This window comes from Vibrio sp. 10N.239.312.C11 (genome assembly GCF_041466065.1).
Classification (GTDB): Bacteria; Pseudomonadota; Gammaproteobacteria; order Enterobacterales; family Vibrionaceae; genus Vibrio; species Vibrio tasmaniensis_A.
Genome location: NZ_JBFSRZ010000012.1, coordinates 36,666 through 61,419 on the forward strand (window position 1 = coordinate 36,666; position 24,754 = coordinate 61,419).

Sequence of the window (24,754 nt, forward strand, 5' to 3'; positions counted from 1 at the left end):
CTCCTCTCTAGTTAAGGTCTTAACCCTCTTATACGTTTAATAAGTATGAGAAGTTTCAAATGACCTGAGTGAAAGGTATGACTCAAAAACCTTTGTAAAGTTCACAGAAGTGTTAAATGTTTACGATGCTTTTGCTGTAACGACATCGGGAGCATCCATGATTTCTTTCTTCTGCTCGGTAAATAAACCGGTTGCGCCATTAGCGTAATCTTTCGGTTGTTCTTCAAGCGTCGACTCTTTAACTGAAGACTTATCTTGTGGCTTATCCGAATGAGCAGCGGCTGTTTTCACAAATGGGTTGTCTTGCTCTGGCAGGTTAGGGAGTAGCTCTGAGCTTGTTTTTTCCATGTGTTGGTAAAGCTTTGTATAGTCCTTACCTAAGGTGTCCAACATTTCTGCTGATTTCGCAAAGTGGTCAGCTAGCTCTTGTCGCTGCTGTTCCAGGGCAAACTTTGCGCTATCTAATTCTTTCTGTACGTTCTTTTGTTTTTTGTATTCAGGTGTCATGAGACGAGAAATAGCGACCCCTAAAATAACTCCGACTAGTAAACCGGCAACGGCATACATCCAAGGCATAACAGCTCCTTATTATTGTTTTTTAACATGTTTGTTACTGCTTAGTTACACGTGATACAGCTCCATGGTACTATGAGAAAGCCGCAGTATAAAGAGAAATGCGTGTGCGCTAGTTAGCAGTTTGATGCTGCATTATTCACCGCATAGCGACATGTCTCATACTGTTTGGGCTCATTTTTATTTGCTGTCTGATATCGCTTTCATTGTGGAAATGTCGTCATGAATCCCATTAAAAAATACGAACAAGATATAAAAGAACATGGATTTCAAAGAGATCCAGCACAAGAGCAAGCCGTTAAATCTTTAGATGAACTCTTTCATCAATTCCAAGATTACATGAATGCCCCTATTCCTCAACTGACTCGATTCCAAAAGTTAATGGGCAAAAAGCCAGAACTGCCACTGCCACCAAAAGGCCTCTATTTTTGGGGCGGCGTCGGGCGCGGTAAAACCTATTTAATGGATACGTTCTACGATGCCTTACCGACCACAAAAAAAATGCGCGTTCACTTTCACCGCTTTATGTATCGAGTCCATGATGAGCTAAGGGCGCTAGGTAATGTTAGCGACCCGTTGCCTTTAGTGGCAGATAAGTTGAAAGAAGAAGCGGATATTATTTGTTTTGATGAATTCTTTGTTTCAGACATTACCGATGCCATGATCTTAGGAACTTTGTTCCAAGAGTTATTCGCTCGAAACGTTATCTTGGTTGCGACCTCTAATATTCCACCTGCGGATCTGTATCGCAACGGGTTACAGCGAGCGCGTTTCTTACCCGCTATTAAGCTCATTCAAGATAACTGTCATATTCTTAATGTTGATAGCGGAATTGATTATCGTCTGAGAACCTTAGAGCAGGCTGAGATCTACCATTACCCACTGGATAGCCAAGCGAACATTAACCTCGAAACATATTACGCGCAGCTTGTTGGTGAAGATAAAGAGAAGCTTAAGCAGATAGAGGTTAATCACCGTCAATTAGATGTAGTCGAAGCGAGTGATGGCGTGCTGCATGGTACTTTTGCTCAGCTTTGTCAGTCGGCTCGTAGCCAGAACGATTATATTGAGTTGTCTCGGGTTTATCACACGGTTCTATTGGCTGATGTGTTGCAAATGGGCGCGACTTCCGATGACGCTGCTAGACGCTTTATTGCGTTAGTTGATGAGTTCTATGAGCGCAATGTGAAACTGATTATTTCAGCGGAAGTGGAGCTAGAAAAACTATACACCCATGGTCAACTAGAGTTTGAGTTTAAACGTTGTCAGTCGCGTTTAATTGAAATGCAGAGCCATGAGTATTTGGCAAAAGAACACTTAAGTTAGCTTTGATTATCTCGAATAAGAAAGAGAATTAAAAAAATCGTGATTTTGTTCAAAAAGAGGTGATTTTTTCTTCGCTCTTCTCTATAATCCTGCGACCTACCGTTACTGCGGGCCTCTAGCGATGAGTAAAATCACGTTATGCCAAGAGTTTTCCAACACTCGAAGGGGTGATGAATGGTAACTCTTAGACAGTGGGAATACGCGAGTATTCCTTAAGTGTAAATTTTTTAAATAGGTAATTATTAGCATGAAAACTTTCGTTGCTAAACCAGAAACTGTAAAACGCGACTGGTATGTTGTAGACGCTGAAGGCAAAACTCTTGGCCGTCTAGCAAGTGAAATCGCTTCTCGCCTACGCGGCAAGCACAAAGCAGAATACACTCCTCACGTAGACACTGGTGATTACATCATCGTTGTTAACGCTGAGAAAGTTGCTGTAACTGGTAACAAAGCTAAGGGTAAGGTTTACTACCGTCACTCTGAGTTCCCAGGTGGTCTTAAAACTATCACTTTTGAAAAGCTAATTGCTAAGAAACCAGAAATGGTTCTTGAACTAGCAGTTAAAGGTATGCTTCCACGTGGTCCACTAGGCCGCGCGATGTACCGTAAGCTTAAAGTGTACGCTGGTACTGAGCACAACCATGTTGCTCAACAGCCACAAGTACTAGACATCTAAGGGGATTAAGACAATGGCAGAGAATCAATACTACGGCACTGGTCGTCGCAAAAGCTCAGCAGCTCGTGTTTTCATCAAACCAGGCTCTGGTGAGATCGTAATCAACAAGCGCAGCCTTGATGTTTACTTCGGTCGTCCAACTTCTCGTATGGTTGTTAAACAACCTCTTGAGCTAGTTGAACTAACTGAGAAACTTGACCTTTACATCACTGTTTCTGGTGGTGGTATTTCTGGTCAAGCTGGCGCAATCCGCCACGGTATCACTCGTGCTCTTATGGAATACGATGAAACTCTACGTCCTGCTCTACGTGCAGCTGGCTATGTTACGCGTGACGCTCGTTGCGTTGAACGTAAGAAAGTTGGTCTACGTAAAGCACGTCGTAAACCTCAATTCTCTAAGCGTTAATTTTTCTTTACGAAAAAGTACACGCTCCCAGTTTTTCGACTGGAATTGTGGTTCAAAGCTCGGCTATATGCCGGGCTTTTTGTTTTTATGCCCCCTCTAAACGCTTTCCCTCCCTCGTTTTATTTCCAAATTCTTATATTTTGAAAGCTTTTGTAACCCAATGTGCGCTTTGCCTCATGATTGTTACAAAAAGGTAGCTTTATCTTGTCAAAAAGTAGGGTTTTATTTATCATTTGCCGTCAATAAATAGAACTAAATACATATTTTGTTAGCCATGCTCTTTATTCGGAATTATTTCAATCCATAAGGAGCAAATGGGAGAATGTTTGGATGAGCAACGCGCCTTTAAATAACGGTCGCAGGCGTTTCTTAACCGCAACAACAGCCGTTGTTGGTGGTTTAGGAGCAGCTGCTGTAGCCGTGCCTTTTATTAAATCATGGAACCCGAGTGCCAAGGCGAAAGCTGCAGGCGCACCGGTGGAAGTGGAAGTCAGTAAGTTAGAGCCGGGACAAATGGTTCGTGTCGAGTGGCAAGGTAAGCCTGTATGGGTTGTACGCCGTGCTGAATCGGTGCTAGAGAATCTAAAAGCGATCGGTGGTCAACTTCGTGACCCTCAATCTGAAGCTGAACAACAACCAGAATACGCGCAGAACGAGTTTCGTTCAATTAAGCCGGAATTCTTCGTTGCTGTTGGTTTCTGTACGCACTTAGGTTGTTCTCCAACTTACCTGCCAGATTCTTTTGCAGAACAAGTTCAGGGTGTTAAGTCTGGTTTCTTCTGTCCTTGCCATGGTTCAAAGTTTGATATGGCAGGTCGAGTATTCCAAGGCGTACCGGCTCCATTGAATCTTGTTGTACCAAAGCATATGTATTTGAGTGACACTAAGATCATGATCGGTGTGGACGAGGGAGACGCGTAATGCAAGGATTGCTTGATTGGGTAGAGAAACGTCTACCCGCGATGAATGCTTACAAGAAGCATTTATCTGAATACCCAATGCCTAAGAACTTTAACTTTTGGTACCTTTTTGGTTCTTTAGCAATGTTAGTACTGGTTAACCAAATCCTTACGGGTATTTGGCTGACAATGAACTATGTACCGTCTGGTGAGGGTGCATTTGCTTCTGTTGAATACATCATGCGTGATGTGGAATACGGTTGGCTACTGCGTTACATGCACTCAACAGGTGCATCGGCATTCTTCGTTGTGATCTACCTGCATATGTTCCGTGGTCTAATCTACGGTTCTTACCAAAAGCCTCGTGAGTTACTTTGGATCTTCGGTATGTTGATCTTCTTAGTGCTTATGGCTGAGGCTTTCATGGGCTACCTACTACCATGGGGTCAAATGTCTTACTGGGGTGCTCAGGTAATCATTTCTCTGTTTGGTGCGATCCCTGTTATAGGTGATGACCTAACGCTTTGGATCCGTGGTGACTACATCATCTCTGGTGCAACGCTGAACCGTTTCTTCGCACTGCACGTTATTGCTCTGCCAATTGTACTTCTGCTGCTTATCGTACTTCACGTACTGGCGCTGCACGAAGTGGGTTCGAACAACCCAGACGGTATCGAAACTAAGCTTCCTAAAGGCACAATGGGCGACGACTACAAAACTCAGTTCCCATTCCACAAGGATTACACTAAGAAATACGACATCATTGACTCTATTCCTTTCCACCCATACGGGACGGTAAAAGATATGGTTGGTGTTGCTGGTTTCCTATTCTTGTTCTGTTACGTGCTGTTCTTTAACCCAGAAATGGGTGGGTACTTCCTTGAGCCGCCTAACTTTGAAGCTGCAAACCCGCTGAAAACACCTGAGCATATTGCTCCAGTTTGGTACTTCACGCCGTTCTACGCTGTACTTCGTGCTGTTCCAGATAAGCTGTTAGGTGTAGTTGCAATGGGCGCTTCAATTGTTGTGCTATTCCTACTGCCATGGTTCGACCGTTGTAAAGTGCGTTCTTACCGTTACCGTAGCAAACTGCATTTGATTAACATCATCCAATTCACAATAAGCTTTATTGCGCTTGGTGTACTTGGTGCGCTTCCAGCAACGCCTACATACACGCTATTAGCTCAAATCTTTAGCTTAGGTTACTTCATGTTCTTCGTTCTGCTGTGGTTCTACAGTAAAAATGAAGCGACGAAACCATTACCAGAAAGGGTGACATTCAAATGAAAAAGTGGATTGTAATTTTATTTGCTATGTTGCCGTCACTAGCGATGGCAGCGGGTGCAGGCGTACCATTAGACAAAGCAAACAATGATTTAACAGACAAAGCTTCATTGCAAAATGGCGCTAAGATGTTCATGAACTACTGTTTCGCTTGTCACTCAACGCAGTACCAACGTTATGAACGTGTTGCGAATGATTTGGAGATTCCTTTAGACCTAATGAAGGAAAACCTGATCTTCGATCCTGAAGTGAAAATTGGTAGCTTGATGGTTAACGCTATGCCTTCTGAGCAAGCTGCTAGTTGGTTTGGTGCTCCACCACCAGATCTAACATTGGTTGCTCGTGTTCGTGGCGCAGATTGGCTATACACGTACCTTCGTACTTTCTATGAAGATCCGTCTCGTCCATTTGGTGTGAACAACCTGGTTTTCCCAAGTGTTGGTATGCCGCATGTTCTTGAAGAGCTACAAGGTATCCCAACGCCAATCTACGATACTCACATGGTCGATGGTGAGGAAGTTAAGGTTGTTGTTGGCACTGAAACGGATGGTTCTGGCGAATTAAGTGCTGGTGAGTATGACGAAGCAGTTCGTGACCTCGTTAACTTTTTGGTTTACTCGGGCGACCCTGTTCAACTTGAGCGTCATGCTATGGGTTGGTGGGTAATGGCCTTCTTAGTAATCTTCACTATCATCGTGATTTTGCTGAAGAAAGAGTATTGGCGTGATGTGCACTAATTGTGCTATAATACCGTGCTAATTCCCAAATTATGTTAATGTTCAATGGAGGCTTTAGGCCTCCATTGTTTTTATTTAAAGTGTACTGGAGGGCTCCATGGCTGTAGCTGCCAATAAACGTTCTGTAATGACTCTTTTCTCAAGTGCTTCTGATATGTATAGCCATCAGGTGCGCATTGTTCTTGCTGAAAAAGGCGTAAGTGTTGAAGTTGAGTTGGTTGATGAAAAAAATCTACCAGCAGAGCTTGTTGAACTGAACCCGTACAAATCAGTACCTACTCTTGTTGATCGTGAGCTTGCTCTATATGACTCTAAGATCATCATGGAATACCTAGATGAGCGTTTCCCTCATCCACCATTGATGCCTGTATACCCGGTTGCTCGTGGTAACAGTCGTCTAATGATGTACCGAATTGAGCGTAACTGGTATTCAGTTGCAGAGAAGATCGTTAAAGGCAACGCTGAAGAATCTGAAGCAGCTCGCGTGAAATTACGCAACGACCTATTAACTCTTGCTCCTATCTTCGCTGAGTATGAATACTTCATGAGCGAAGAGTTTAGCCTAATTGATTGTTACCTAGCTCCGCTACTATGGCGTTTACCTGAGCTTGGTATCGAACTGATTGGTCCTGGTTCTAAAGAACTTAAGATTTACATGAACCGCGTATTCGAACGTGATTCATTCCTAGCTTCTCTAACGGAAGCTGAGCGCGAGATGCGACTCGTTCGCTAAGCGTTTATGGATATTTCAAATATGACTCCACGCCGACCATACATGCTTCGTGCATTTTATGAATGGCTGGTTGATAACGAACTGACTCCACACTTGGTTGTTGAAGCAACATTGCCGGGTGTGAGAGTTCCAGACGAGTTTGTTCAAGATGGTCAGATCATTCTGAACATCGCGCCTCGTGCGGTTGGACAACTTGAACTGGGTAACGAAGCTGTGACGTTTAGTGCTCGCTTTAGTGGTCGTCCACACTCTGTGATCGTTCCGCTATACGCAGTACAAGCAATTTATGCTCGTGAGAATGGTGCTGGTACCATGTTTGAACCTGAAGAGGCTTACATGGAAGCGTTTGAAGAAGGAATTGAAGAAAGTCCTTTTGAAGAACCAGAAAAAGGCCCATCTTTGAGTGTTGCAACAGCAGACGTAGATGCTGAAGAGTCTGACTCAGAACCTGAGCCATCTCGTCCAGCGAAAGGTCGCCCAAGCCTTCGTGTTATCAAATAGCGTTATTTTTTAAATAACTCCAAATACAAAAAAAGCAGCGATTTATCGCTGCTTTTTCTTTTTGTGCTAACTGATTTTTAGTTGCTAGACTCATTTCGTTAGGCTTTACCAGCCAACCAACCAGCTAATAAGCAGCTAAGTTGGCTAAGTAAATTCAGAGGGTGTTAGTTTACCGAATTGTCATCTTCACCATATTCAAACGCTCGAATCACCTGCTTCACACCAGAGATATTACGCGCAACTTCTGTCGCGATATCAGCGTGTTCTCGAGAAACTAATCCAAGCAGAAATACTTCTGAATCTTCAGTAATGACTTTGACTTTGATACCGTTAAGCTCAGACTTGGCAAGTAGGGCAGACTTCACTTTAGTGGTAATCCAACTGTCTTTGCTGATAGCACTAACAGACAGTGGCTCTTTCACTCGGATCTGGTTGTGTATACTTTCAACCCCCGTTACTGCTTTAGCTTGGCTTTCAAAAGCACGACGTTCAGCATCTGTCGTTGCTTGCCCCATCAGAACTACTGAACCACGGTAAGAGCTTGCTGTGATACTGACATTGCCGCGAAATGGCGGTTTATTAGTCATAGCTGCAACTTCAAATTCGATATTATTGTCGCTCCAAATCTCTTTGGTGGTTCGTGTATCGGTGACTAGATTTGCAGTAGTTGCTGCACCAGCAATGAAAAGACCAGCACAACCAGATAACGACAGTGTAAGTAGCGAAACACTAATCAGCTTAAGCAGCTTCATAGAAGTTAATGATTTCATCGTGATGCTCCGTATATCACTCTTCGTGAGCTGGGAAGAGTACTTGATCGATTAGGTCACATAAGCAGTGTAGTGTCACCATGTGTACTTCGTGGATACGTGCTGTACGGTGTGAGGGAATACGAATTTCTACATCGTGCTCACCAAGCAGGCCAGCCATTTCACCACCATCTTTACCAGTAAAGGCGATGATTGTCATATCACGTGTTACCGCAGCTTCCATTGCTTTGATGATATTTTTACTGTTACCACTAGTAGATATAGCCAGTAAAATATCACCAGTTTGACCAAACGCACGTACCTGCTTAGAGAAGATCTCTTCATAGTGGTAGTCGTTTGCCACAGCCGTTAGCGTAGTGTTGTCAGCAGTGAGAGCCATTGCCGGAAGACTAGGGCGCTCGGTTTCAAAGCGATTAAGTAGGCAAGAGACAAATTGCTGAGCATTCGATGCTGAACCACCGTTACCACAACAAAGAATCTTGTTTCCGTTAAGCAGGGTTGCAACCATTGCTTGAGCGGCATGCGTGATTGCGTCTGGCAGAGCTTCTGCCGCCGCAATTTGGATTTGAATACTTTCTGTAAAACTTTCTTTGATGCTGTCTAGCATGTTTATCCTTGGGTAATCGCGTTTTGAATCCAGTCGATAGTGTCATTCGGCCCTTCGATGGCAATGATATCAAACCTGTAATCTGTAGAGTGTACCGACAAGCCTTGCTGCATAAGCCAAACATTGGCTGTTTTGAGTAGCTTTTGTGACTTTTTGGCTGTCACCATTTCAGCGGCATGTCCGTAGCGTGTTTGCTTGCGGTATTTTACCTCAGTAAACACAACCGTATTGTTATGGCGCATTATAAGATCAATTTCGCCACACTTTGCTATGAAGTTTTGTTCAATTAACGATAAACCGTGGCGAACTAAATAACTCTTTGCCACGGTCTCGTATTTATCACCCACTTGTTTGTGGGTGATTGTTGGCTTGGATAGGAACTTACGGCTAAAAAGCCCCATGCTCTGCCCAGCTGATTTCACGTTGAACAACACAGTTGTTGTCGATGGTTAATACGCCGGTTTCACCTGTAATGCTGTAATCTTGTACGGCTTTCATCTGTGGTAGTGCATCCATTAGATAGTATGCATCCATTCCTAGAGCTTGTAGACGCTTTTGGCTGTTCGAGTGTGAGGGCCATAGGTCATTAAGCGCTTTGTTAAGCTCGTTTTTGTTCTCGACCAATAGCGGGATATCGCTGTAGAAGACACCCGTTAGGTCTTCATATTGCTTGTCACCGCTGTTGCTGCGTGAGTTTGAAAACAGTGCAGGTTGTCTAGCATCTGGGTTAATTGCAACTTCAATGAAGGGCTTGATGAGTGTTAGCTCTGAGTTCTTAGCGACAATGTAGACAGAATCGATATCACGACGACTGCGTGGTTCTGTTTCTAGGTCTAGGTTAAGTAGTCCATCCATTTGAGCGATACGTTGTTGGCTCTCTTGTAAACCGAAAATCTGATTCACATTACGCTGCAGTTGGCGTTTGTCAGAGAAGAAGCTGATTGCAACGTCGTTGTTGCTGTATTTCTGCCACTCTTCGTTAAATGCTTGCTTAACGCGGTCACCTAAGCGTCCTTTGGGTGCAAGAATTAGTGGGTACTTATAGCCTTGTGCAAAAAGGTGTTTCGCAGCCTGAGCGACTTCTTGTTCTGGCGATAAAGCGAGATAACAAATATTAGTATCTGGTTCTAGCTGAGTTGGAATATTAAGAGCTAATGCTGGAATCGAGTTTTCGTGGTTTTTCTGCGCTTGTTGAAGCTTGGTGATATTGCTCTTAATCAGAGGGCCAACGATGAAATCAACGTTATTCTCTTCCAGTTTCGCTTTAATTTCAGCGGCACTTTGTACGTTGGTATCCATTACCGTCAGAGTTGCATCTTCTTCACGCTCTTTGTCATTCATCATCGCAAAGATGAAACCATCACGCACAAGTTGTGCTTGCTTACCGTACTTACCTGTTAGCGGCAGCAGCAGCGCAGTGCTGGTTGGTTTGCTGATCTCTAGTGCCAAGATGTCGGTGATCGCTTGAGGTGTGTAAGTAGCCGCAGGGTGCTGAGGATTCTCGGCTAACCAATCAGCCAGGGTTTCCTGTAGGTTTGGAAGGTTCGAATTCAGCGTCTTCATGTAGATAGCCAGTTGCAACCAACCTGAAAGCACATCTTCTGTCGGCGATGTTTTCAGTTCTAGAATCTCGTATTGAGAGTAGCTATTCAGGTTCTGCCAAATACGGTCGGCCGTTTGCTGTTGGCTTTCGTCGCTAGCGTCCAGATATTCAGAATAAAGGACTAACTCACGGCTCGCTTCGAAATACTCATTCTGTATTTCAGAAATGTTGGCGCGTAACTCGTGATAATCTTTCCATTGCTCGTTCGGAAGCGTCCACCAAGGCTGAAAGTTCAGTTGGCTGTACGCTTGCTGTGGTTGCGAGTTATTCACCAGCAGTTGAGCGCGAGCTAGTTGCCATTCTGCTTGTTGAACTTCACTCAGCTCTTGTTTGGCTAAGCGTTTGATCAGCAGAGTCGCTTGATCGGTTTTTCCAGCTTGCACAGAAGCCTTAAGCGCCATGATTAACCAGTCGTTTTGTAGACTTCCTTTGCTACTATCCGCCTGCATCATGTAACTTTCAGTTGATTGCGCTGGATCTAGTGTAATATCAACACGCGTTGGTGCTTGAGGACCTGAAGAACAAGCCGCCAATGTAATTGCTAATGCAATTGGAGTGAGTAAGCGTGGTACACTGAGTCTCTTATGGTTCATCGTTGCCATGAGTTCTTTAAATTCCGTATAAATTTGTATCTATATTAATCGTTGAAGTGATGGTAAACAAATGACAGATAACAAAACCTTGCTCACAGAGAGCCCAACTCTCTATATTGTGCCAACCCCAATCGGAAATTTGGGAGATATCACTCAAAGAGCAATTGAAATTTTATCAAGTGTCGATGTTATTGCAGCCGAAGACACACGCCACACGGGTAAGCTGCTTGCTCACTTCAATATATCAACCAGAACGTTCGCTTTACATGATCATAATGAACAAACTAAAGCACAAGTTCTAGTCGAAAGGTTATTAGAAGGTCAGTCTATCGCATTAGTCTCTGATGCGGGTACTCCTTTAATCAGTGATCCAGGTTACCATCTTGTCTCACAATGTCGTCAAGCGGGTGTGAGAGTTGTGCCACTTCCTGGTGCTTGTGCTGTGATTACCGCACTAAGTGCGTCTGGTTTGCCGTCTGATCGTTTCAGCTTTGAAGGTTTCTTACCGCCAAAGAGCAAAGGTCGTAAAGACAAGTTCTTAGAGATCGCAAAAGCAGAGCGCACATGTATTTTCTACGAATCTCCGCACCGTATTACTGATTCTCTACAAGACATGCTAGAGATCTTAGGCCCTGACCGTGAGGTTGTGTTGGCGCGTGAGCTAACCAAAACCTTCGAAACCATCCAAGGTCTGCCACTTGGTGAACTTATTGAGTGGATTGAAGAAGACGCAAACCGTAAACGCGGTGAGATGGTATTGCTAATTCACGGTCACCGTGAAGAAGCGAGCACAGAGTTGCCAGACGAAGCGACTCGCACGCTGGGTATTCTAACCAAAGAACTGCCACTTAAAAAAGCAGCGGCGATGACGGCAGAAATCTACAATCTGAAAAAGAACGCTTTATACAAATGGGGCTTAGAGCATCTAGACAACTAGATGGCTCTTTATAGACTAGATACCTATTTATAGAGTAGCTAACCTGTATTGAAAAGCTTATGAGGAGTGATGGTAATACCGTCGCTCCTTTTTTTGTGCTTGGATTGTGTGAAATTCGTTCACTTGCTTAATGGTTTGCAGCATATTTGTGATCTCGCTAGACACTGCACACTAATCTCTATACAATCCGCCCTCGGAGTTGAACGGGTAATCGCTGCTTTGCTGATGTCCTTCGGGAGACTGACGTTGAGGTCCTTCGGGAAACTGACGTTGAAGTCCTTCGGGAGACTGGTAGAGGGGAGGAACGTCCGGGCTCCATAGAGCAGGGTGCCAGATAACGTCTGGGGGGCGCGAGCCCACGACAAGTGCAGCAGAGAGAAGACCGCCGATGGCCTCATTTCTTCGGAAGAGGCACAGGTAAGGCTGAAAGGGTGCGGTAAGAGCGCACCGTGCGACTGGCAACAGTTCGTAGCAAGGTAAACTCCACCCGGAGCAAGATCAAATAGGCCCTCGCATTGCGCTGCTCGCGTATGGGGGCGGGTAGATTGCTTGAGCCTGTGAGCGATTGCAGGCCTAGACGAATGGTTACCGCCGCGCAAGCGGAACAGAACCCGGCGTATGTGTCAACTCCACCTATATAAAGAACCCATCATTACTTAACGGTAGTGATGGGTTTTTTGCTTTATATTGACGTTAATTATTTAGATTTCCTTAGAATCCATCATCTTGATATGAGCTTGGGTCAAAAATTCCCAAAGCCTATACACAATATGGTGGAGATACGGCGTGAAATCAGTAAACTAAAACGTTAATAGAACATATTATTGCCGAACTAATGGCTCAATCCATTCACTGAGAAGACTATGACAGAAGCATTCAAACATATTTCAGTATTGCTTAACGAATCTATTGACGGACTTGCGATCAAACCTGACGGTACCTATATCGATGGTACTTTTGGCCGTGGTGGTCACAGCCGTACAATCCTGTCTAAACTGGGCGAGAATGGAAGACTCTTTAGTATCGACCGCGATCCACAAGCGATTGCCGAAGCACAAAAGATTGATGACCCTCGTTTTACGATTATTCACGGCCCGTTCTCAGGTATGGCTGAATATGCAGAGCGTTATGACTTAGTCGGTCAAGTGGATGGCGTATTGCTGGATTTAGGTGTCTCTTCACCACAGCTGGATGATGCTGAACGTGGCTTTAGCTTTATGAAAGATGGCCCGCTTGATATGCGTATGGATCCAACAACCGGCATTCCTGTTTCTCAGTGGTTGGTTGAAGCTGATCTTGATGACATCACATGGGTTATTCGTGAGTTCGGTGAAGACAAACACGCTCGTCGTATCGCGAAAGGCATCATTGCTTATCAAGAGAATGAAGAGAACGAACCGTTAACGCGCACTGGTCAACTGGCTAAGCTTATCTCTGATGTCGCTCCAAAAAGCTTCAAAGAGAAAAAACACCCAGCAACACGTGCTTTCCAAGCATTCCGTATCTACATTAACAGTGAATTGGAAGAGATCGATACCGCACTGAAAGGCGCGGCAAGCATCCTTGCTCCTCAAGGTCGTATCTCTGTTATCAGTTTCCATTCACTTGAAGACCGCATGGTGAAGCGCTTTATCCGTAAAGAGAGCCAAGGTCCACAAGTACCACATGGCCTGCCACTAACTGAAGAGCAGATCAAAGCGCTAGGCAGTGCTGATCTGAAACCAATTGGTAAAGCAATCAAGCCTTCTAAAGATGAAGTGGATGAGAATACTCGTTCGCGTAGTTCGGTACTACGAATCGCAGAAAAGCTATAGTCAATGAAGACCTCCAAACCTAACTTAGCCAAGATAATATTTTTTGATTTGATCTCTGTGGGTAAAGTCCCATTGGGGCTTCTTATCTGCATCTTTGCGAGTGCGATGGGGGTCGTTCTTACGACACATGTATCACGTCAGGCGATTACGCAAAAAGACATGGCATTGGTGGAGCGGGAACAACTTGATGATGAGTGGCGAAATTTAATGCTTGAAGAGACGGCGCTAGCAGAACACAGCCGCGTTCAAGCATCGGCAAAAAGAGAGCTAGACATGAAACGTCCAGACTCCGACAAAGAAGTTGTGATCACACTGAAATGACCGGTAAAAAGGAAAAAACACCCGCAAAAACCGTTAATGAATCAACGAAAGAGCGAGTGAAGAGCGAAAAGGATTCGGATCCAATTCTTATTAAATGGCGTTTCAACGTTGTTATTGCTTTCGTGTTTCTAGCCTTTGCTGCACTCGTTGGCCGTGTGGCTTACATCCAAATCATTGAACCCGATAACTTAATTCGCCAGGGCGATCTTCGCTCAGTGCGTGTTAAGGCTATTCCTTCTGCTCGCGGTATTATCTCTGACCGCAATGGCGAGCCGCTTGCTGTGAGTGTTCCCGTTGAAGCAGTATGGGCCGACCCAAAAACGATTTTCGATAAAAATGGCATGGCCCAGATTGATCGTTGGTATGCGTTAGCCGATGTACTTGGCCTACAGCGACAATCGATGATCGATAAGATCTCTAGCAATAAATCCCGTCGATTTATTTATCTACAAAGACAAGTTAGCCCTGCGATGGCTAAGTATATCCGTGAACTTAAGCTGGTGGGTGTGGGCCTAAAAGCGGAATCTCGACGTTACTACCCTGCTGGTGAAGTCAGTGCACACCTTATCGGTGTGACCGGAATTGATGGGCACGGCCTGGAAGGGGTTGAACGCAGTTACGATAAATGGCTTACGGGCGAAGCAGGCAAGCGAACGATTCGTAAAGACCGCTACGGACGCGTTGTCGAAAACATTGCGTTAGAAGAACGCGAAGAAGGCAAACCACTAGAACTCACCATCGATCAACGATTGCAGGCGATAGCCTATCGAGCGATTAAGCAAGCGGTGGCCGATCATAAAGCGACCTCAGGCTCTGCAGTATTACTCGATGTGAAAACGGGCGCTGTGTTAGCCATGGTCAATGCACCATCTTACAACCCGAACAACCGCTCTGATTTACAAAGCTTTAAAATGCGAAACCGCGTGCTGACCGATGCTATGGAGCCCGGCTCAACAGTGAAACCTTTTGTGGTGCTCGCCGCATTAGAAAATGGTACAGCTGATGCGAAATCTATTATTGATACGGGTAATGGCATCATGCAAATTGGAGGTAGCCGAGTACGTGATACCTCTAAAGTGGGCAAGGCTGATTTAGCCTTGATCCTTAAAAAATCAAGTAACATCGGCGTTGCGAAATTAGCGCTTGATATGCCGCTTGAAGCGTTACTTGGTATGTACAGTTCGGTTGGTTTAGGCGAAATGTCTGGGCTAAATCTCGTGGGTGAAACGAGTGGTATTTTTCCTAACCGTCGCCGTTGGTCCAAGTTCGAAATCGCGACGCTATCCTTTGGTTATGGCTTATCTGTGACCCCGCTTCAGTTGGCTCATGCTTACGCAACGTTAGCCAACAAAGGCATGTATGAACCGATTCATATCATTAAAAGCAACGACCAAGATTTCTCAAAGCAGATCATCAAACGTGAAAATGCAGAGATGGTATTGCAAATGTTAGAAGGCGTGACTCAAAAGGGCGGAACTGCAACCAGAGCCGCTGTTCCGGGTTATCGAGTTGCGGCAAAAACGGGTACATCTCGTAAAGCTGCTGCGGGTGGCTATAGTGATGAGTATATTGCTATAACGTCGGGTTTTGCTCCAGTCAGCGATCCAAGAGTAGCTCTGGTTGTCGTAGTCAATGAGCCGCAAGGTGACCTTTACTATGGTGGTTCAGTTGCTGCCCCCGTTTTTTCTGAAATCATGAAGGGTGCACTGCAAATACTCAATGTCCCTGCTGATGAAAACAAGTTTCAAGAATAGAGCCAATCAGGATTCAATATGAGTAATAGCCTCACGCTGTCATCTTTACTTTCTCCTTGGGGGGACTTTAGTTCACTTGAGCTAGATGCGATTGCTGTTGAGCAATTGGAGTTGGATAGCCGTACCATCAAGGAAGGCGATATTTTTGTTGCCATTGTTGGACATGCCATTGATGGTCGTCGCTTTATCGACAAAGCCGTCGCTCAAGGTGCGAAAGCTGTCATTGCACAAGCGAGTGATGACAAAGCTCATGGCTTGGTTGAGTGGTTAAATGCAGTTCCTGTTGTTTATGTCTCTGAGCTAAATTCAATTCTCTCCGAACTGGCTGGCCGAGTTTATTCTTCTCAAGCGACTAAGTTGATTGGTGTTACCGGCACCAATGGCAAAACCACCATCACCCAATTGATTGCTCAGTGGCTTGATTTGGTCGGCCAGCGTTCGGCGGTAATGGGCACCACGGGTAATGGCTTCTTAGATAACCTAAAAACAGCGGCTAATACCACAGGCAGCGCGATTGAAATACAACGTACACTGAGCGAGTTGGCTGAGGAAAGTGCAGTTTATACCGCGATGGAAATCTCTTCTCATGGTTTGGTTCAAGGCCGAGTAAAAGCATTGGATTTTGAGGTTGGTGTGTTCACTAACCTGAGTCGTGATCACCTTGATTACCACGGCACGATGGAAGAGTACGCATTGGCTAAGAAAAGCCTGTTTACTCAACACAAATGCAAACATGCAGTGATCAATGTGGATGATAAAGTCGGCAAAGCGTGGATGTCAGATTTGTCCAATGCAATAGCTGTTTCATTGCTTCCGTTGTCTGGTTACCAACAGTCGGTGTGGGCATCTGATGTCGCCTATGCAGAAACTGGGATTAAGCTCTCTTTCGATGGTAGCTGGGGGCAAGGTGATCTTTCGGTTCCATTGATTGGTCAGTTCAACGCATCAAACGTACTGGTTGCTTTCGCGACTTTGCTTTCATTAGGCATCGACAAGCAAACCTTGGTCGACACCGCGTCTCAGCTTCAACCTGTTATTGGTCGTATGGAACTGTTTCAAGTTCCGAGCAAAGCAAAAGTCGTTGTCGATTACGCGCATACGCCCGATGCGCTAGAAAAAGCATTGGCAGCATTGCGTGTACACTGCTCTGGAAAGCTGTGGGCTATCTTCGGTTGTGGTGGCGATCGCGACACAGGTAAGCGCCCAATGATGGCAGTTACAGCAGAGCAGTTTGCCGACAAAATTATTATTTCAGATGACAACCCTCGCAGCGAAGAGCCTGCACTGATTGTTAAAGACATGCTAGCTGGTTTAAGCGAACCTGAATCTGCATTCGTCGAGCACGACCGCTATCAAGCGGTTAAGTTTGCCCTAGAACAGGCTGGCAGTAATGACATTATTCTTTTGGCTGGTAAAGGCCATGAGGATTACCAAGTATTGAAAGACGAAACGATCCATTACTCAGATCGAGAGTCTGCGCTACAACTTTTAGGTATTTCATAATGATTGATGTATCACTCGAGCAGATTTGTTCAGCGGTGAGCGGTCAGCTGATTGAGGCTGACAAGTCGAGCAATAGTGTTATTAATGCGGTTTCTACTGACACTCGAACCGTTGAAGAGGGTGCACTGTTTGTTGCTCTTGTTGGCGAGCGTTTTGATGCGCATGACTTTTGTCATCAAGCGGTAGAGGCTAATGCGAGCGCGTTGTTAGTCGAACGAAAACTTGACCTAAATATTACTCAGGTGGTTGTTGAAGAAACTAAACTTGCTTTAGGTCAGCTAAGTGCTTGGATCCACAAACAGTGTAACGTGCCAACCATGGCGATTACAGGCAGTTGTGGTAAAACGACGGTTAAAGAGATGGTGGCAAGCATTCTGCAGCAACGTGGCAAGGTGTTGTTTACCGCAGGTAACTTCAATAATGATATTGGAGTGCCATTGACCTTGCTGCGCAGTGAAGCAAATGACGACTATGCCGTGATAGAACTGGGCGCGAACCACATTGGTGAAATTGCCTATACCACGCAGCTTGTGAAACCACAGGTGGCGTTAGTTAATAACGTAGCTGCAGCGCACTTAGAAGGCTTTGGGTCTATCAATGGTGTGAAACAAGCGAAAGGTGAAATCTTTCAGGGGCTTGCTGCTGATGATACTGCTATTGTTAATCTAGAGAGCAACGGTGGTGACTTTTGGAATGACGTGCTTGCAGATAAAAGCGTGCTGACATTTTCAGAAAGCGACAGCAAGGCGGATTATTTTGCCAAGAATATTTGCATCAATGAGCAAGGTGAAGCGTGCTTTGATATGCAGACACCTCAAGGGGCCATATTTGTTGAGCTTGGTATCATCGGCCAACATAACGTAGCGAATGCATTAGCAGCTGCAGCGTTGAGCATCCAATTTGGAGCCTCGCTTGATGAGGTGAAAAATGGTTTAGCGAATCTGATCTCTGTCAAAGGGCGAGTTGAGGTTCAACAATTAAGTCAGAATATCAAACTCATAGATGACAGTTACAACGCCAGCGTGCCAGCAATGAAGGCGGCAGCGAAGCTACTCTCGAGCTTCAAAGGTCAACGTTGGTTAATTTTAGGTAATATGGCTGAATTAGGCGATGAAAGCCTTGCACTTCACCGTCAAGTCGGTGAATATGCTGCCCCATTCGCTTTTGAGCATGTACTTACTTACGGTGATGATACCAAGGTGATTAGTGAGGTCTGTAATGGTACCCACTTTACAACGCATCAAGCGATGATCGCGCACATAGAGCAGCACCTAAGCTTGCCAGAAAGCGTGTCACATACCTTATTGGTAAAAGGCGCGAATAGTGCAGGAATGAGTAAAATAGCCGCTGCTTTAAAGGAGAACTTTTCATGATAATTTGGCTTGCAGAGCTACTACAGCCACACTTTTCTTTTTTCCGTTTGTTCGAATACTTATCGTTTCGTGCAATCGCGAGTATTTTGACGGCGTTATGTCTGTCACTGTGGATGGGACCTCGTTTAATTGAGCGTCTGCAAATGCTACAAATTGGCCAAGTTGTTCGTAATGACGGCCCTGAATCTCATTTCAGCAAACGTGGCACGCCAACCATGGGCGGTGTGATGATCCTTGCTGCGATCATTATTACGGTATTGATGTGGGCTGATCTCTCGAATCCTTATGTTTGGGCTGTATTAGTTGTACTTGCTGGTTATGGCGCGGTTGGCTTTGTTGATGACTACCGTAAAGTCGTTCGTAAGAACACCGATGGTTTGATCGCTCGCTGGAAGTACTTCTGGCAATCAGCAATTGCGTTAGTCGTGGCGTTTGCTCTGTATGCTCACGGGCACGATACTGCAGCAACTCAATTGGTTGTTCCTTTCTTTAAAGATGTGATGCCACAACTTGGTTTACTGTATATCGTACTAACTTACTTTGTTATTGTGGGAACCAGTAACGCGGTAAACCTAACAGACGGCCTAGACGGCTTGGCCATTATGCCAACGGTTATGGTTGCGGCTGGTTTTGCTGTAATTGCTTGGGCGACCGGTAACGTTAACTTTGCGTCATACTTACACATTCCATACATCCCATACACCTCCGAGCTGGTTGTGGTATGTACTGCTATCGTAGGTGCTGGACTTGGTTTTCTATGGTTCAACACTTATCCTGCACAAGTATTCATGGGCGATGTTGGCTCGCTAGCGCTTGGTGGTGCTCTGGGTGTGATCGCTGTGTTAGTTCGCCAAGAGTTGGTATTGGTTATCATGGGCGGTGTGTTTGTAATGGAGACTTTGTCAGTGATACTGCAAGTTGGCTCTTACAAATTGCGCGGTCAGCGTATTTTCCGCATGGCACCAATTCACCACCACTATGAACTGAAAGGTTGGCCGGAGCCACGTGTCATCGTGCGTTTTTGGATCATTTCAATGGTATTAGTACTGGTTGGCTTAGCAACGCTGAAAGTTCGTTAATCCTATCTGAGCCTCTTAATGAGAGGCTCTTTAAAACTATTAAGAGCATCTTGTTTAAATGGAACATTGGCAAAATATTCAAAATGTAGTGGTTGTGGGGCTCGGTATTACCGGGCTCTCTGTCGTTAAACATCTCGTAAAATATCAACCTCATACGCATGTGAAGGTAATTGATACGCGAGAGCTACCACCAGGAAAAGAATCTTTGCCTGAATCGGTAGAGCTGCATTCTGGAAGTTGGAATAGCCAATGGTTAGCGGAAGCTGATTTAGTGGTTGCTAACCCAGGTATCGCCTTAGCGACGCCTGAAATACAAGATGTTATTCAAGCGGGAACTCCGGTTGTTGGCGATATTGAACTGTTTGGCTGGGCGGTAGACAAACCTGTTGTGGCTATCACGGGTTCCAATGGCAAGAGCACAGTGACCGATCTAACGGGTGTACTTGCAAAGGCTGCTGGTCTTAACGTTGGTGTTGGTGGCAACATCGGTATTCCTGCCTTAGACCTTCTTGAGCTTGATGCTGATTTATATGTCCTTGAGCTTTCAAGCTTTCAGCTAGAGACAACATCCAGTCTAAACCTTGCAGCGGCGGCCTTTTTGAACTTGTCAGAAGATCATATGGATCGCTATCAAGGCATGGCCGATTACCGTGACGCCAAATTAAGAATTTTTAACAACGCTCAGTACGCGATTGTAAACCGCGAAGACAAAGAGACTTATCCTGACCACAGTATGCCATTAGTGACATTCGGACTCGACGACCAAGAGTTTGGTGTGGTGACGATTGATGGTACTGAATGGCTAACGGACAACGGCAAGCCTGTACTTCCTAGCCAAGATTTAACATTGGTTGGACGTCATAATGTGGCGAATGCTTTAGTCTCTTTAGCACTACTTAAGCAAGTCGGTATCGATTACAGCAAAAGTCTTGAAGCTTTGAAAGCCTACAATGGTTTGACGCATCGTTGCCAAGTAGTGGCTGACAAACGCGAAATTAAATGGGTTAACGACTCGAAAGCGACCAACGTAGCCAGTACATTAGCGGCTCTGTCGGGATTAGAATACCAAGGTACTTTGTATCTCTTAGTCGGAGGTGTGGGCAAAGGTGCTGACTTTAGCGAGCTTAACCCCGTGTTGGCGCAACTAGACCGCGTACAACTGTGTTGCTTCGGTGAAGATGCTGCGCAATTTATGCCATTACATCCATCGGCTAAGACGTTTGATACCATGCGTGACATCATCGAGAGTATCTCTGCACAATTGGTGTCGGGTGACATGGTGATGTTGTCTCCTGCATGTGCAAGCTTCGATCAATTTAATAACTTCATGGCGAGAGGTGATGCGTTCACTGAACTTGCTCATGAGTATGCCTAACGTGTTGAAGGACTAACATTCAGTGCAAAGAGTGAAAGAGATTAATCAATCTATTTGGCAATGGCTTAACCGTGCCACACCAGAGGCGCTCTACGATCGTCAGTTGGTATGGATTGCTCTTGGACTGATGCTGACGGGCTTGGTAATGGTAACGTCGGCTTCGTTCCCAATCAGTGCTCGTTTAACCGATCAGCCGTTTCACTTCATGTTCCGCCACGCCATTTTCCTGGTGTTAGCGTTAGGTGTATCCAGCGTAATATTACAAATCCCGATGAAACGCTGGTTTCAATACAGTATGTACCTATTGGGCTTATCCTTCTTTTTGCTAGTGGTGGTGTTAGCCGTCGGTAAGTCGGTTAACGGTGCCTCACGTTGGATTCCTCTCGGGCTGTTTAACTTACAACCTGCTGAAGTCGCTAAGTTATCTCTGTTTATCTTTATGGCGGGCTATTTGGTACGTAAACAGGATGAAGTGAGAAAAACCTTCTTCGGTGGTTTTGGTAAACCGATCATGGTGTTCGGTGCCTTTGCGGTGTTGCTACTTGGCCAGCCCGATTTGGGTACCGTTGTCGTAATGTTGGTTACCTTGTTTGGCATGTTGTTTATCGCAGGTGCTAAGCTGTCACAATTTATAGCCTTAATGGTGGCAGGTATTGCTGCCGTTGTGGGATTGATTGTTATTGAGCCTTATCGTGTTCGACGTGTTACGTCATTCTGGGAACCTTGGAGTGACCCGTTTGGTAGTGGTTATCAGCTAACTCAATCATTGATGGCGTTCGGTCGTGGTGATTGGATGGGGCAAGGGCTTGGTAATTCAATTCAAAAACTCGAGTACCTACCTGAAGCACACACCGATTTTGTTTTTGCTGTACTGGCTGAAGAGTTGGGTTTTGTTGGCGTAACCTTAGTGTTGATGCTGATCTTTAGTTTGGTTTTTAAAGCTATTTTTATTGGCAAAAAAGCTTTCGAAAACGACCAAGTGTTCAGCGGTTATCTGGCGTTTGGCATTGGTATTTGGTTTGCTTTTCAGACGCTTGTTAATGTCGGTGCCGCTTCAGGTATTGTTCCGACCAAGGGGTTAACCTTACCGCTGATCAGTTACGGTGGCTCAAGCCTTATCGTGATGTCAGTAGCGGTTTCTATGCTGCTGCGTATCGATCATGAATGCCGAGTGCAACAGAAAGAACAAGCCGACAATCAAAACGAATTAGTAGAATAAGAATCATAACGTTATGAAACAAAACAAAAAACTTTTAGTGATGGCTGGTGGTACTGGCGGTCACGTTTTCCCTGGGTTAGCGGTGGCGAAAAAGCTTCAGCAACAAGGTTGGGAAATTCGCTGGTTAGGAACTGCGGACCGAATGGAAGCGGATCTGGTGCCAAAGCATGGTATTGAGATCGACTTCATTAAGGTGAAAGGCCTGCGTGGTCAAGGCATTAGCAAGCTAATTAAAGCGCCGTTCCAGATTATTAATGCCATACTTCAAGCCAGACGACATATTAAAGCATGGCAACCTGATGTGGTGCTTGGCATGGGTGGTTACGTCAGTGGCCCGGGTGGTATCGCGGCTTGGTTATCTGGTATTCCAGTGGTTCTACATGAACAAAATGCAGTGGCAGGTTTAACCAACCAATGGCTGTCTAAGATTGCTAAAAAGGTTTTCCAAGCTTTTCCTGGTGCGTTTTCTACCGCAGAAGTGGTGGGTAACCCAGTACGCGAAGATGTTGTTGCCTTAGCTGACCCCGAGCAACGCATGGCTGAGCGTGATGGTGACATCCGCATCTTGGTTATGGGCGGTAGTCAGGGAGCAAAAATCCTGAACGATACCTTGCCAGTAACGATGGCGCAGCTTGGTGAAGGCTTCACTGTGGTGCATCAAGCAGGTAAGAACAATCAACAGCAAGTGATTGAACAATACAAATCACATTCTGTAGATAATTTTCAAGTGACTGAATTTATTGATGATGTGGCGCAAGCTTATGAGTGGGCAGATCTATTAGTGTGTCGCTCTGGTGCATTAACCGTATCTGAAGTGTCTGCTGCTGGTGTAGGTTCTATTTTCGTTCCGTTTATGCACAAAGACAGACAACAAGCGTTGAATGCCGATCATTTAGTCGAATGTGGCGCGGCGTTAATGATTGAACAGCCTCAACTAACGGCTGATAAACTCGCGAACACTATCGCGCAGCTTGATAGAAATGAATTAAAAATGATGGCAACAAAAGCTCGTCAAGCCGCCAAGCTTGATGCTGATGTGACTGTCGCTGAAGCGATCAAAGCTTTAGCAAAATAATGAGATTGAATTGATGACGATTGAACATACCCAAGACTTAGCGCAAATCCGTGCAATGGTGCCAGAGATGCGCCGTGTTAAATCTATCCACTTCATTGGTATTGGTGGTGCCGGAATGAGCGGGATTGCTGAAGTCTTGCTTAATGAAGGCTACCAGATCACAGGTTCTGATATTGCTCAAAATCCAGTGACAGAACGCTTAGTTAGCAAGGGGGCTACTGTTTACGTTGGTCACCAAGCAAGTAACGTTGCCGATGCAAGTGTGGTGGTGGTTTCAACCGCTATCAACGAAGAAAACCCAGAAATTATTGCTGCTCGTGAAGCGCGCACACCGATCGTTCGTCGTGCAGAAATGCTGGCTGAGCTAATGCGTTTTCGTCACGGTATTGCTGTGGCAGGTACACACGGTAAAACAACCACGACTGCGCTAGTGACACAGATTTACTCTGAAGCAGGCCTAGATCCAACCTTCGTAAACGGTGGTTTGGTGAAAAGTGCAGGTACTAACGCACGTTTAGGTTCGAGCCGTATTCTTATCGCTGAAGCCGATGAGAGTGATGCTTCATTCTTACATCTGCAACCAATGGTTAGTATCGTCACTAACATCGAAGCGGATCATATGGATACTTACGGCGGCGATTTTGAAACGCTGAAGCAGACGTTTATTGATTTCTTACACAACCTACCATTCTACGGTCAGGCTGTGATGTGTGTTGATGATCCTGTAGTGCGTGAGCTTATTCCTCAGGTTAGCCGCCAAGTGATTACTTACGGTTTCTCAGAAGATGCGGATATTCGTATTGAGAACTACGTGCAAGAAGGCCAGCAAGGCAAGTTCACGGTGGTACGTGAAGGTAAAGCTAACCTTGATATCACGTTAAACATTCCGGGTCGTCACAATGCATTGAATGCCTCAGCAGCGATTGCTGTTGCAACAGAAGATGACATCAGCGATGAAGCGATTCTAAAAGCGATGGCGGGAACCGAAGGTACGGGTCGTCGTTTTGATCATCTAGGTGAGTACGAAACAGGTAAAGGCGTTGCAATGCTGGTCGATGATTACGGTCATCACCCAACCGAAGTGGACGTAACCATTCAAGCAGCACGAAGTGGTTGGACTGATAAGCGTCTTGTTATGATCTTCCAACCGCACCGTTACAGCCGTACTCGTGATCTATATGATGATTTTGCGAATGTTCTTGAGCAAGTTGATGTACTTATTCTATTAGATGTTTATTCTGCAGGTGAGAAACCAATTGCAGGGGCTGATGGACGTTCATTAAGTCGAACTATTCGCGGGCGTGGTAAGATAGATCCAATCTTTGTTGCCGATATCAACGCACTGCCATCGGCTTTAGCCAACGTAATTCAAGGCGGTGACCTTGTTTTAACGCAGGGTGCAGGCGATGTTGGTCGAGTAGCGAAGCAGTTGGAATCGTTACAGTTAGACATTAATAAAATGCAGAACGCGTAACAGAATACTGTCTACAGACTGTGGTCAATCGCTCACTTCTTGCGATTGACCTAAAATTGACCAAAAATCTTATTATCAACGTTTGATAGTTTAATTTTGCTCAGTATAATTCATAGGTTAAA

At 45.2% G+C, this 24,754-nt stretch carries 24 protein-coding genes and 1 other RNA gene; 20 read left to right on the forward strand and 5 right to left on the reverse strand.

Annotated elements, in window-relative coordinates; genetic code table 11:
• Positions 1–120: 120 nt before the first annotated feature.
• Complete coding sequence (gene zapG / locus AB6D07_RS07695; protein WP_009848969.1) at positions 121–576, reverse strand: Z-ring associated protein ZapG; 456 nt, start codon at positions 574–576, stop codon at positions 121–123.
• Positions 577–795: 219 nt separating this feature from the next.
• Between zapG and zapE the strand changes: the two genes are divergently transcribed.
• The 8 genes from zapE to sspB all read left to right on the forward strand — a co-directional run bounded on the left by zapE (position 796) and on the right by sspB (position 7,135).
• Positions 796–1,899, forward strand: coding sequence for a cell division protein ZapE (gene zapE, locus AB6D07_RS07700; RefSeq protein ID WP_017102961.1), 1,104 nt, complete (start codon positions 796–798; stop codon positions 1,897–1,899).
• Positions 1,900–2,146: 247 nt separating this feature from the next.
• Positions 2,147–2,575 (forward strand): 50S ribosomal protein L13, encoded by a 429-nt coding sequence (gene rplM / locus AB6D07_RS07705; protein WP_010434689.1) that lies wholly within the window; start codon positions 2,147–2,149, stop codon positions 2,573–2,575.
• Positions 2,576–2,588: 13 nt separating this feature from the next.
• Positions 2,589–2,981, forward strand: coding sequence for a 30S ribosomal protein S9 (gene rpsI, locus AB6D07_RS07710; protein ID WP_004740758.1), 393 nt, complete (start codon positions 2,589–2,591; stop codon positions 2,979–2,981).
• Positions 2,982–3,311: 330 nt separating this feature from the next.
• Positions 3,312–3,902, forward strand: coding sequence for a ubiquinol-cytochrome c reductase iron-sulfur subunit (gene petA / locus AB6D07_RS07715; RefSeq protein WP_010434692.1), 591 nt, complete (start codon positions 3,312–3,314; stop codon positions 3,900–3,902).
• On the forward strand, positions 3,902–5,167 hold the full coding sequence (locus AB6D07_RS07720; protein WP_009848941.1) for a cytochrome bc complex cytochrome b subunit: 1,266 nt from the start codon (positions 3,902–3,904) through the stop codon (positions 5,165–5,167). Before petA ends, AB6D07_RS07720 begins: the two co-directional genes overlap by 1 nt.
• The gene (locus AB6D07_RS07725; RefSeq protein ID WP_009848942.1) at positions 5,164–5,901 is read left to right on the forward strand and encodes a cytochrome c1; all 738 of its coding nucleotides are present in this window, start codon (positions 5,164–5,166) and stop codon (positions 5,899–5,901) included. The genes AB6D07_RS07720 and AB6D07_RS07725 overlap by 4 nt, the downstream gene beginning before the upstream one ends.
• A gap of 97 nt (positions 5,902–5,998) precedes the next feature.
• Positions 5,999–6,634 carry a stringent starvation protein SspA gene (gene sspA, locus AB6D07_RS07730; RefSeq protein WP_009848943.1) on the forward strand — a complete coding sequence of 212 codons (636 nt, stop codon included), beginning with the start codon at positions 5,999–6,001 and terminating at the stop codon, positions 6,632–6,634.
• 6 nt (positions 6,635–6,640) lie between these two features.
• The gene (gene sspB / locus AB6D07_RS07735) at positions 6,641–7,135 is read left to right on the forward strand and encodes a ClpXP protease specificity-enhancing factor (protein WP_012603204.1); all 495 of its coding nucleotides are present in this window, start codon (positions 6,641–6,643) and stop codon (positions 7,133–7,135) included.
• Positions 7,136–7,299: 164 nt separating this feature from the next.
• Here the strand turns inward: sspB and AB6D07_RS07740 are convergent, their stop codons facing one another.
• From AB6D07_RS07740 to AB6D07_RS07755, 4 genes are read right to left on the reverse strand one after another with little or no spacing between them, the layout of a single operon-like run.
• Entirely contained in the window at positions 7,300–7,905 is a 606-nt protein-coding gene (locus tag AB6D07_RS07740) for a BON domain-containing protein (RefSeq protein WP_017098300.1), read from the reverse strand.
• Positions 7,906–7,921: 16 nt separating this feature from the next.
• Entirely contained in the window at positions 7,922–8,512 is a 591-nt protein-coding gene (locus tag AB6D07_RS07745; protein WP_004729817.1) for a phosphoheptose isomerase, read from the reverse strand.
• Between the two features lie 2 nt (positions 8,513–8,514).
• Positions 8,515–8,913 carry a YraN family protein gene (locus tag AB6D07_RS07750; RefSeq protein WP_017102962.1) on the reverse strand — a complete coding sequence of 133 codons (399 nt, stop codon included), beginning with the start codon at positions 8,911–8,913 and terminating at the stop codon, positions 8,515–8,517.
• A complete protein-coding gene (locus AB6D07_RS07755) occupies positions 8,900–10,717 on the reverse strand; it encodes a penicillin-binding protein activator (RefSeq protein WP_017102963.1) in 1,818 nt (605 codons plus the stop codon). Before AB6D07_RS07755 ends, AB6D07_RS07750 begins: the two co-directional genes overlap by 14 nt.
• Before the next feature lie 61 nt (positions 10,718–10,778).
• Here AB6D07_RS07755 and rsmI point away from each other — a divergent pair, with 61 nt between their 5' ends.
• From rsmI to murC, 12 genes are all read left to right on the forward strand, one after another.
• Entirely contained in the window at positions 10,779–11,645 is an 867-nt protein-coding gene (gene rsmI / locus AB6D07_RS07760) for a 16S rRNA (cytidine(1402)-2'-O)-methyltransferase (protein WP_009848948.1), read from the forward strand.
• Positions 11,646–11,840: 195 nt separating this feature from the next.
• An RNA gene (gene rnpB, locus AB6D07_RS07765) (RNase P RNA component class A) lies at positions 11,841–12,280 on the forward strand.
• Between the two features lie 228 nt (positions 12,281–12,508).
• Entirely contained in the window at positions 12,509–13,459 is a 951-nt protein-coding gene (rsmH, locus tag AB6D07_RS07770) for a 16S rRNA (cytosine(1402)-N(4))-methyltransferase RsmH (RefSeq protein ID WP_009848949.1), read from the forward strand.
• Between the two features lie 3 nt (positions 13,460–13,462).
• Positions 13,463–13,780: a cell division protein FtsL gene (gene ftsL / locus AB6D07_RS07775; protein ID WP_009848950.1), complete on the forward strand. Its 318-nt coding sequence runs from the start codon at positions 13,463–13,465 to the stop codon at positions 13,778–13,780.
• Entirely contained in the window at positions 13,777–15,534 is a 1,758-nt protein-coding gene (locus AB6D07_RS07780) for a penicillin-binding transpeptidase domain-containing protein (protein WP_009848951.1), read from the forward strand. The genes ftsL and AB6D07_RS07780 overlap by 4 nt, the downstream gene beginning before the upstream one ends.
• 18 nt (positions 15,535–15,552) lie before the next feature.
• Complete coding sequence (gene murE / locus AB6D07_RS07785; RefSeq protein ID WP_017102964.1) at positions 15,553–17,037, forward strand: UDP-N-acetylmuramoyl-L-alanyl-D-glutamate--2,6-diaminopimelate ligase; 1,485 nt, start codon at positions 15,553–15,555, stop codon at positions 17,035–17,037.
• The gene (gene murF / locus AB6D07_RS07790) at positions 17,037–18,410 is read left to right on the forward strand and encodes a UDP-N-acetylmuramoyl-tripeptide--D-alanyl-D-alanine ligase (RefSeq protein ID WP_017102965.1); all 1,374 of its coding nucleotides are present in this window, start codon (positions 17,037–17,039) and stop codon (positions 18,408–18,410) included. The genes murE and murF overlap by 1 nt, the downstream gene beginning before the upstream one ends.
• Positions 18,407–19,489 carry a phospho-N-acetylmuramoyl-pentapeptide-transferase gene (gene mraY, locus AB6D07_RS07795; RefSeq protein WP_009848954.1) on the forward strand — a complete coding sequence of 361 codons (1,083 nt, stop codon included), beginning with the start codon at positions 18,407–18,409 and terminating at the stop codon, positions 19,487–19,489. The genes murF and mraY overlap by 4 nt, the downstream gene beginning before the upstream one ends.
• Before the next feature lie 58 nt (positions 19,490–19,547).
• Complete coding sequence (gene murD / locus AB6D07_RS07800; RefSeq protein ID WP_017102966.1) at positions 19,548–20,864, forward strand: UDP-N-acetylmuramoyl-L-alanine--D-glutamate ligase; 1,317 nt, start codon at positions 19,548–19,550, stop codon at positions 20,862–20,864.
• 22 nt (positions 20,865–20,886) lie between these two features.
• Complete coding sequence (gene ftsW, locus AB6D07_RS07805; RefSeq protein ID WP_009848956.1) at positions 20,887–22,083, forward strand: cell division protein FtsW; 1,197 nt, start codon at positions 20,887–20,889, stop codon at positions 22,081–22,083.
• A gap of 13 nt (positions 22,084–22,096) precedes the next feature.
• The gene (gene murG / locus AB6D07_RS07810) at positions 22,097–23,158 is read left to right on the forward strand and encodes an undecaprenyldiphospho-muramoylpentapeptide beta-N-acetylglucosaminyltransferase (RefSeq protein WP_372091249.1); all 1,062 of its coding nucleotides are present in this window, start codon (positions 22,097–22,099) and stop codon (positions 23,156–23,158) included.
• Positions 23,159–23,171: 13 nt separating this feature from the next.
• Positions 23,172–24,632 (forward strand): UDP-N-acetylmuramate--L-alanine ligase, encoded by a 1,461-nt coding sequence (murC, locus tag AB6D07_RS07815; protein WP_012603213.1) that lies wholly within the window; start codon positions 23,172–23,174, stop codon positions 24,630–24,632.
• The last annotated feature ends 122 nt before the right edge of the window (positions 24,633–24,754 follow it).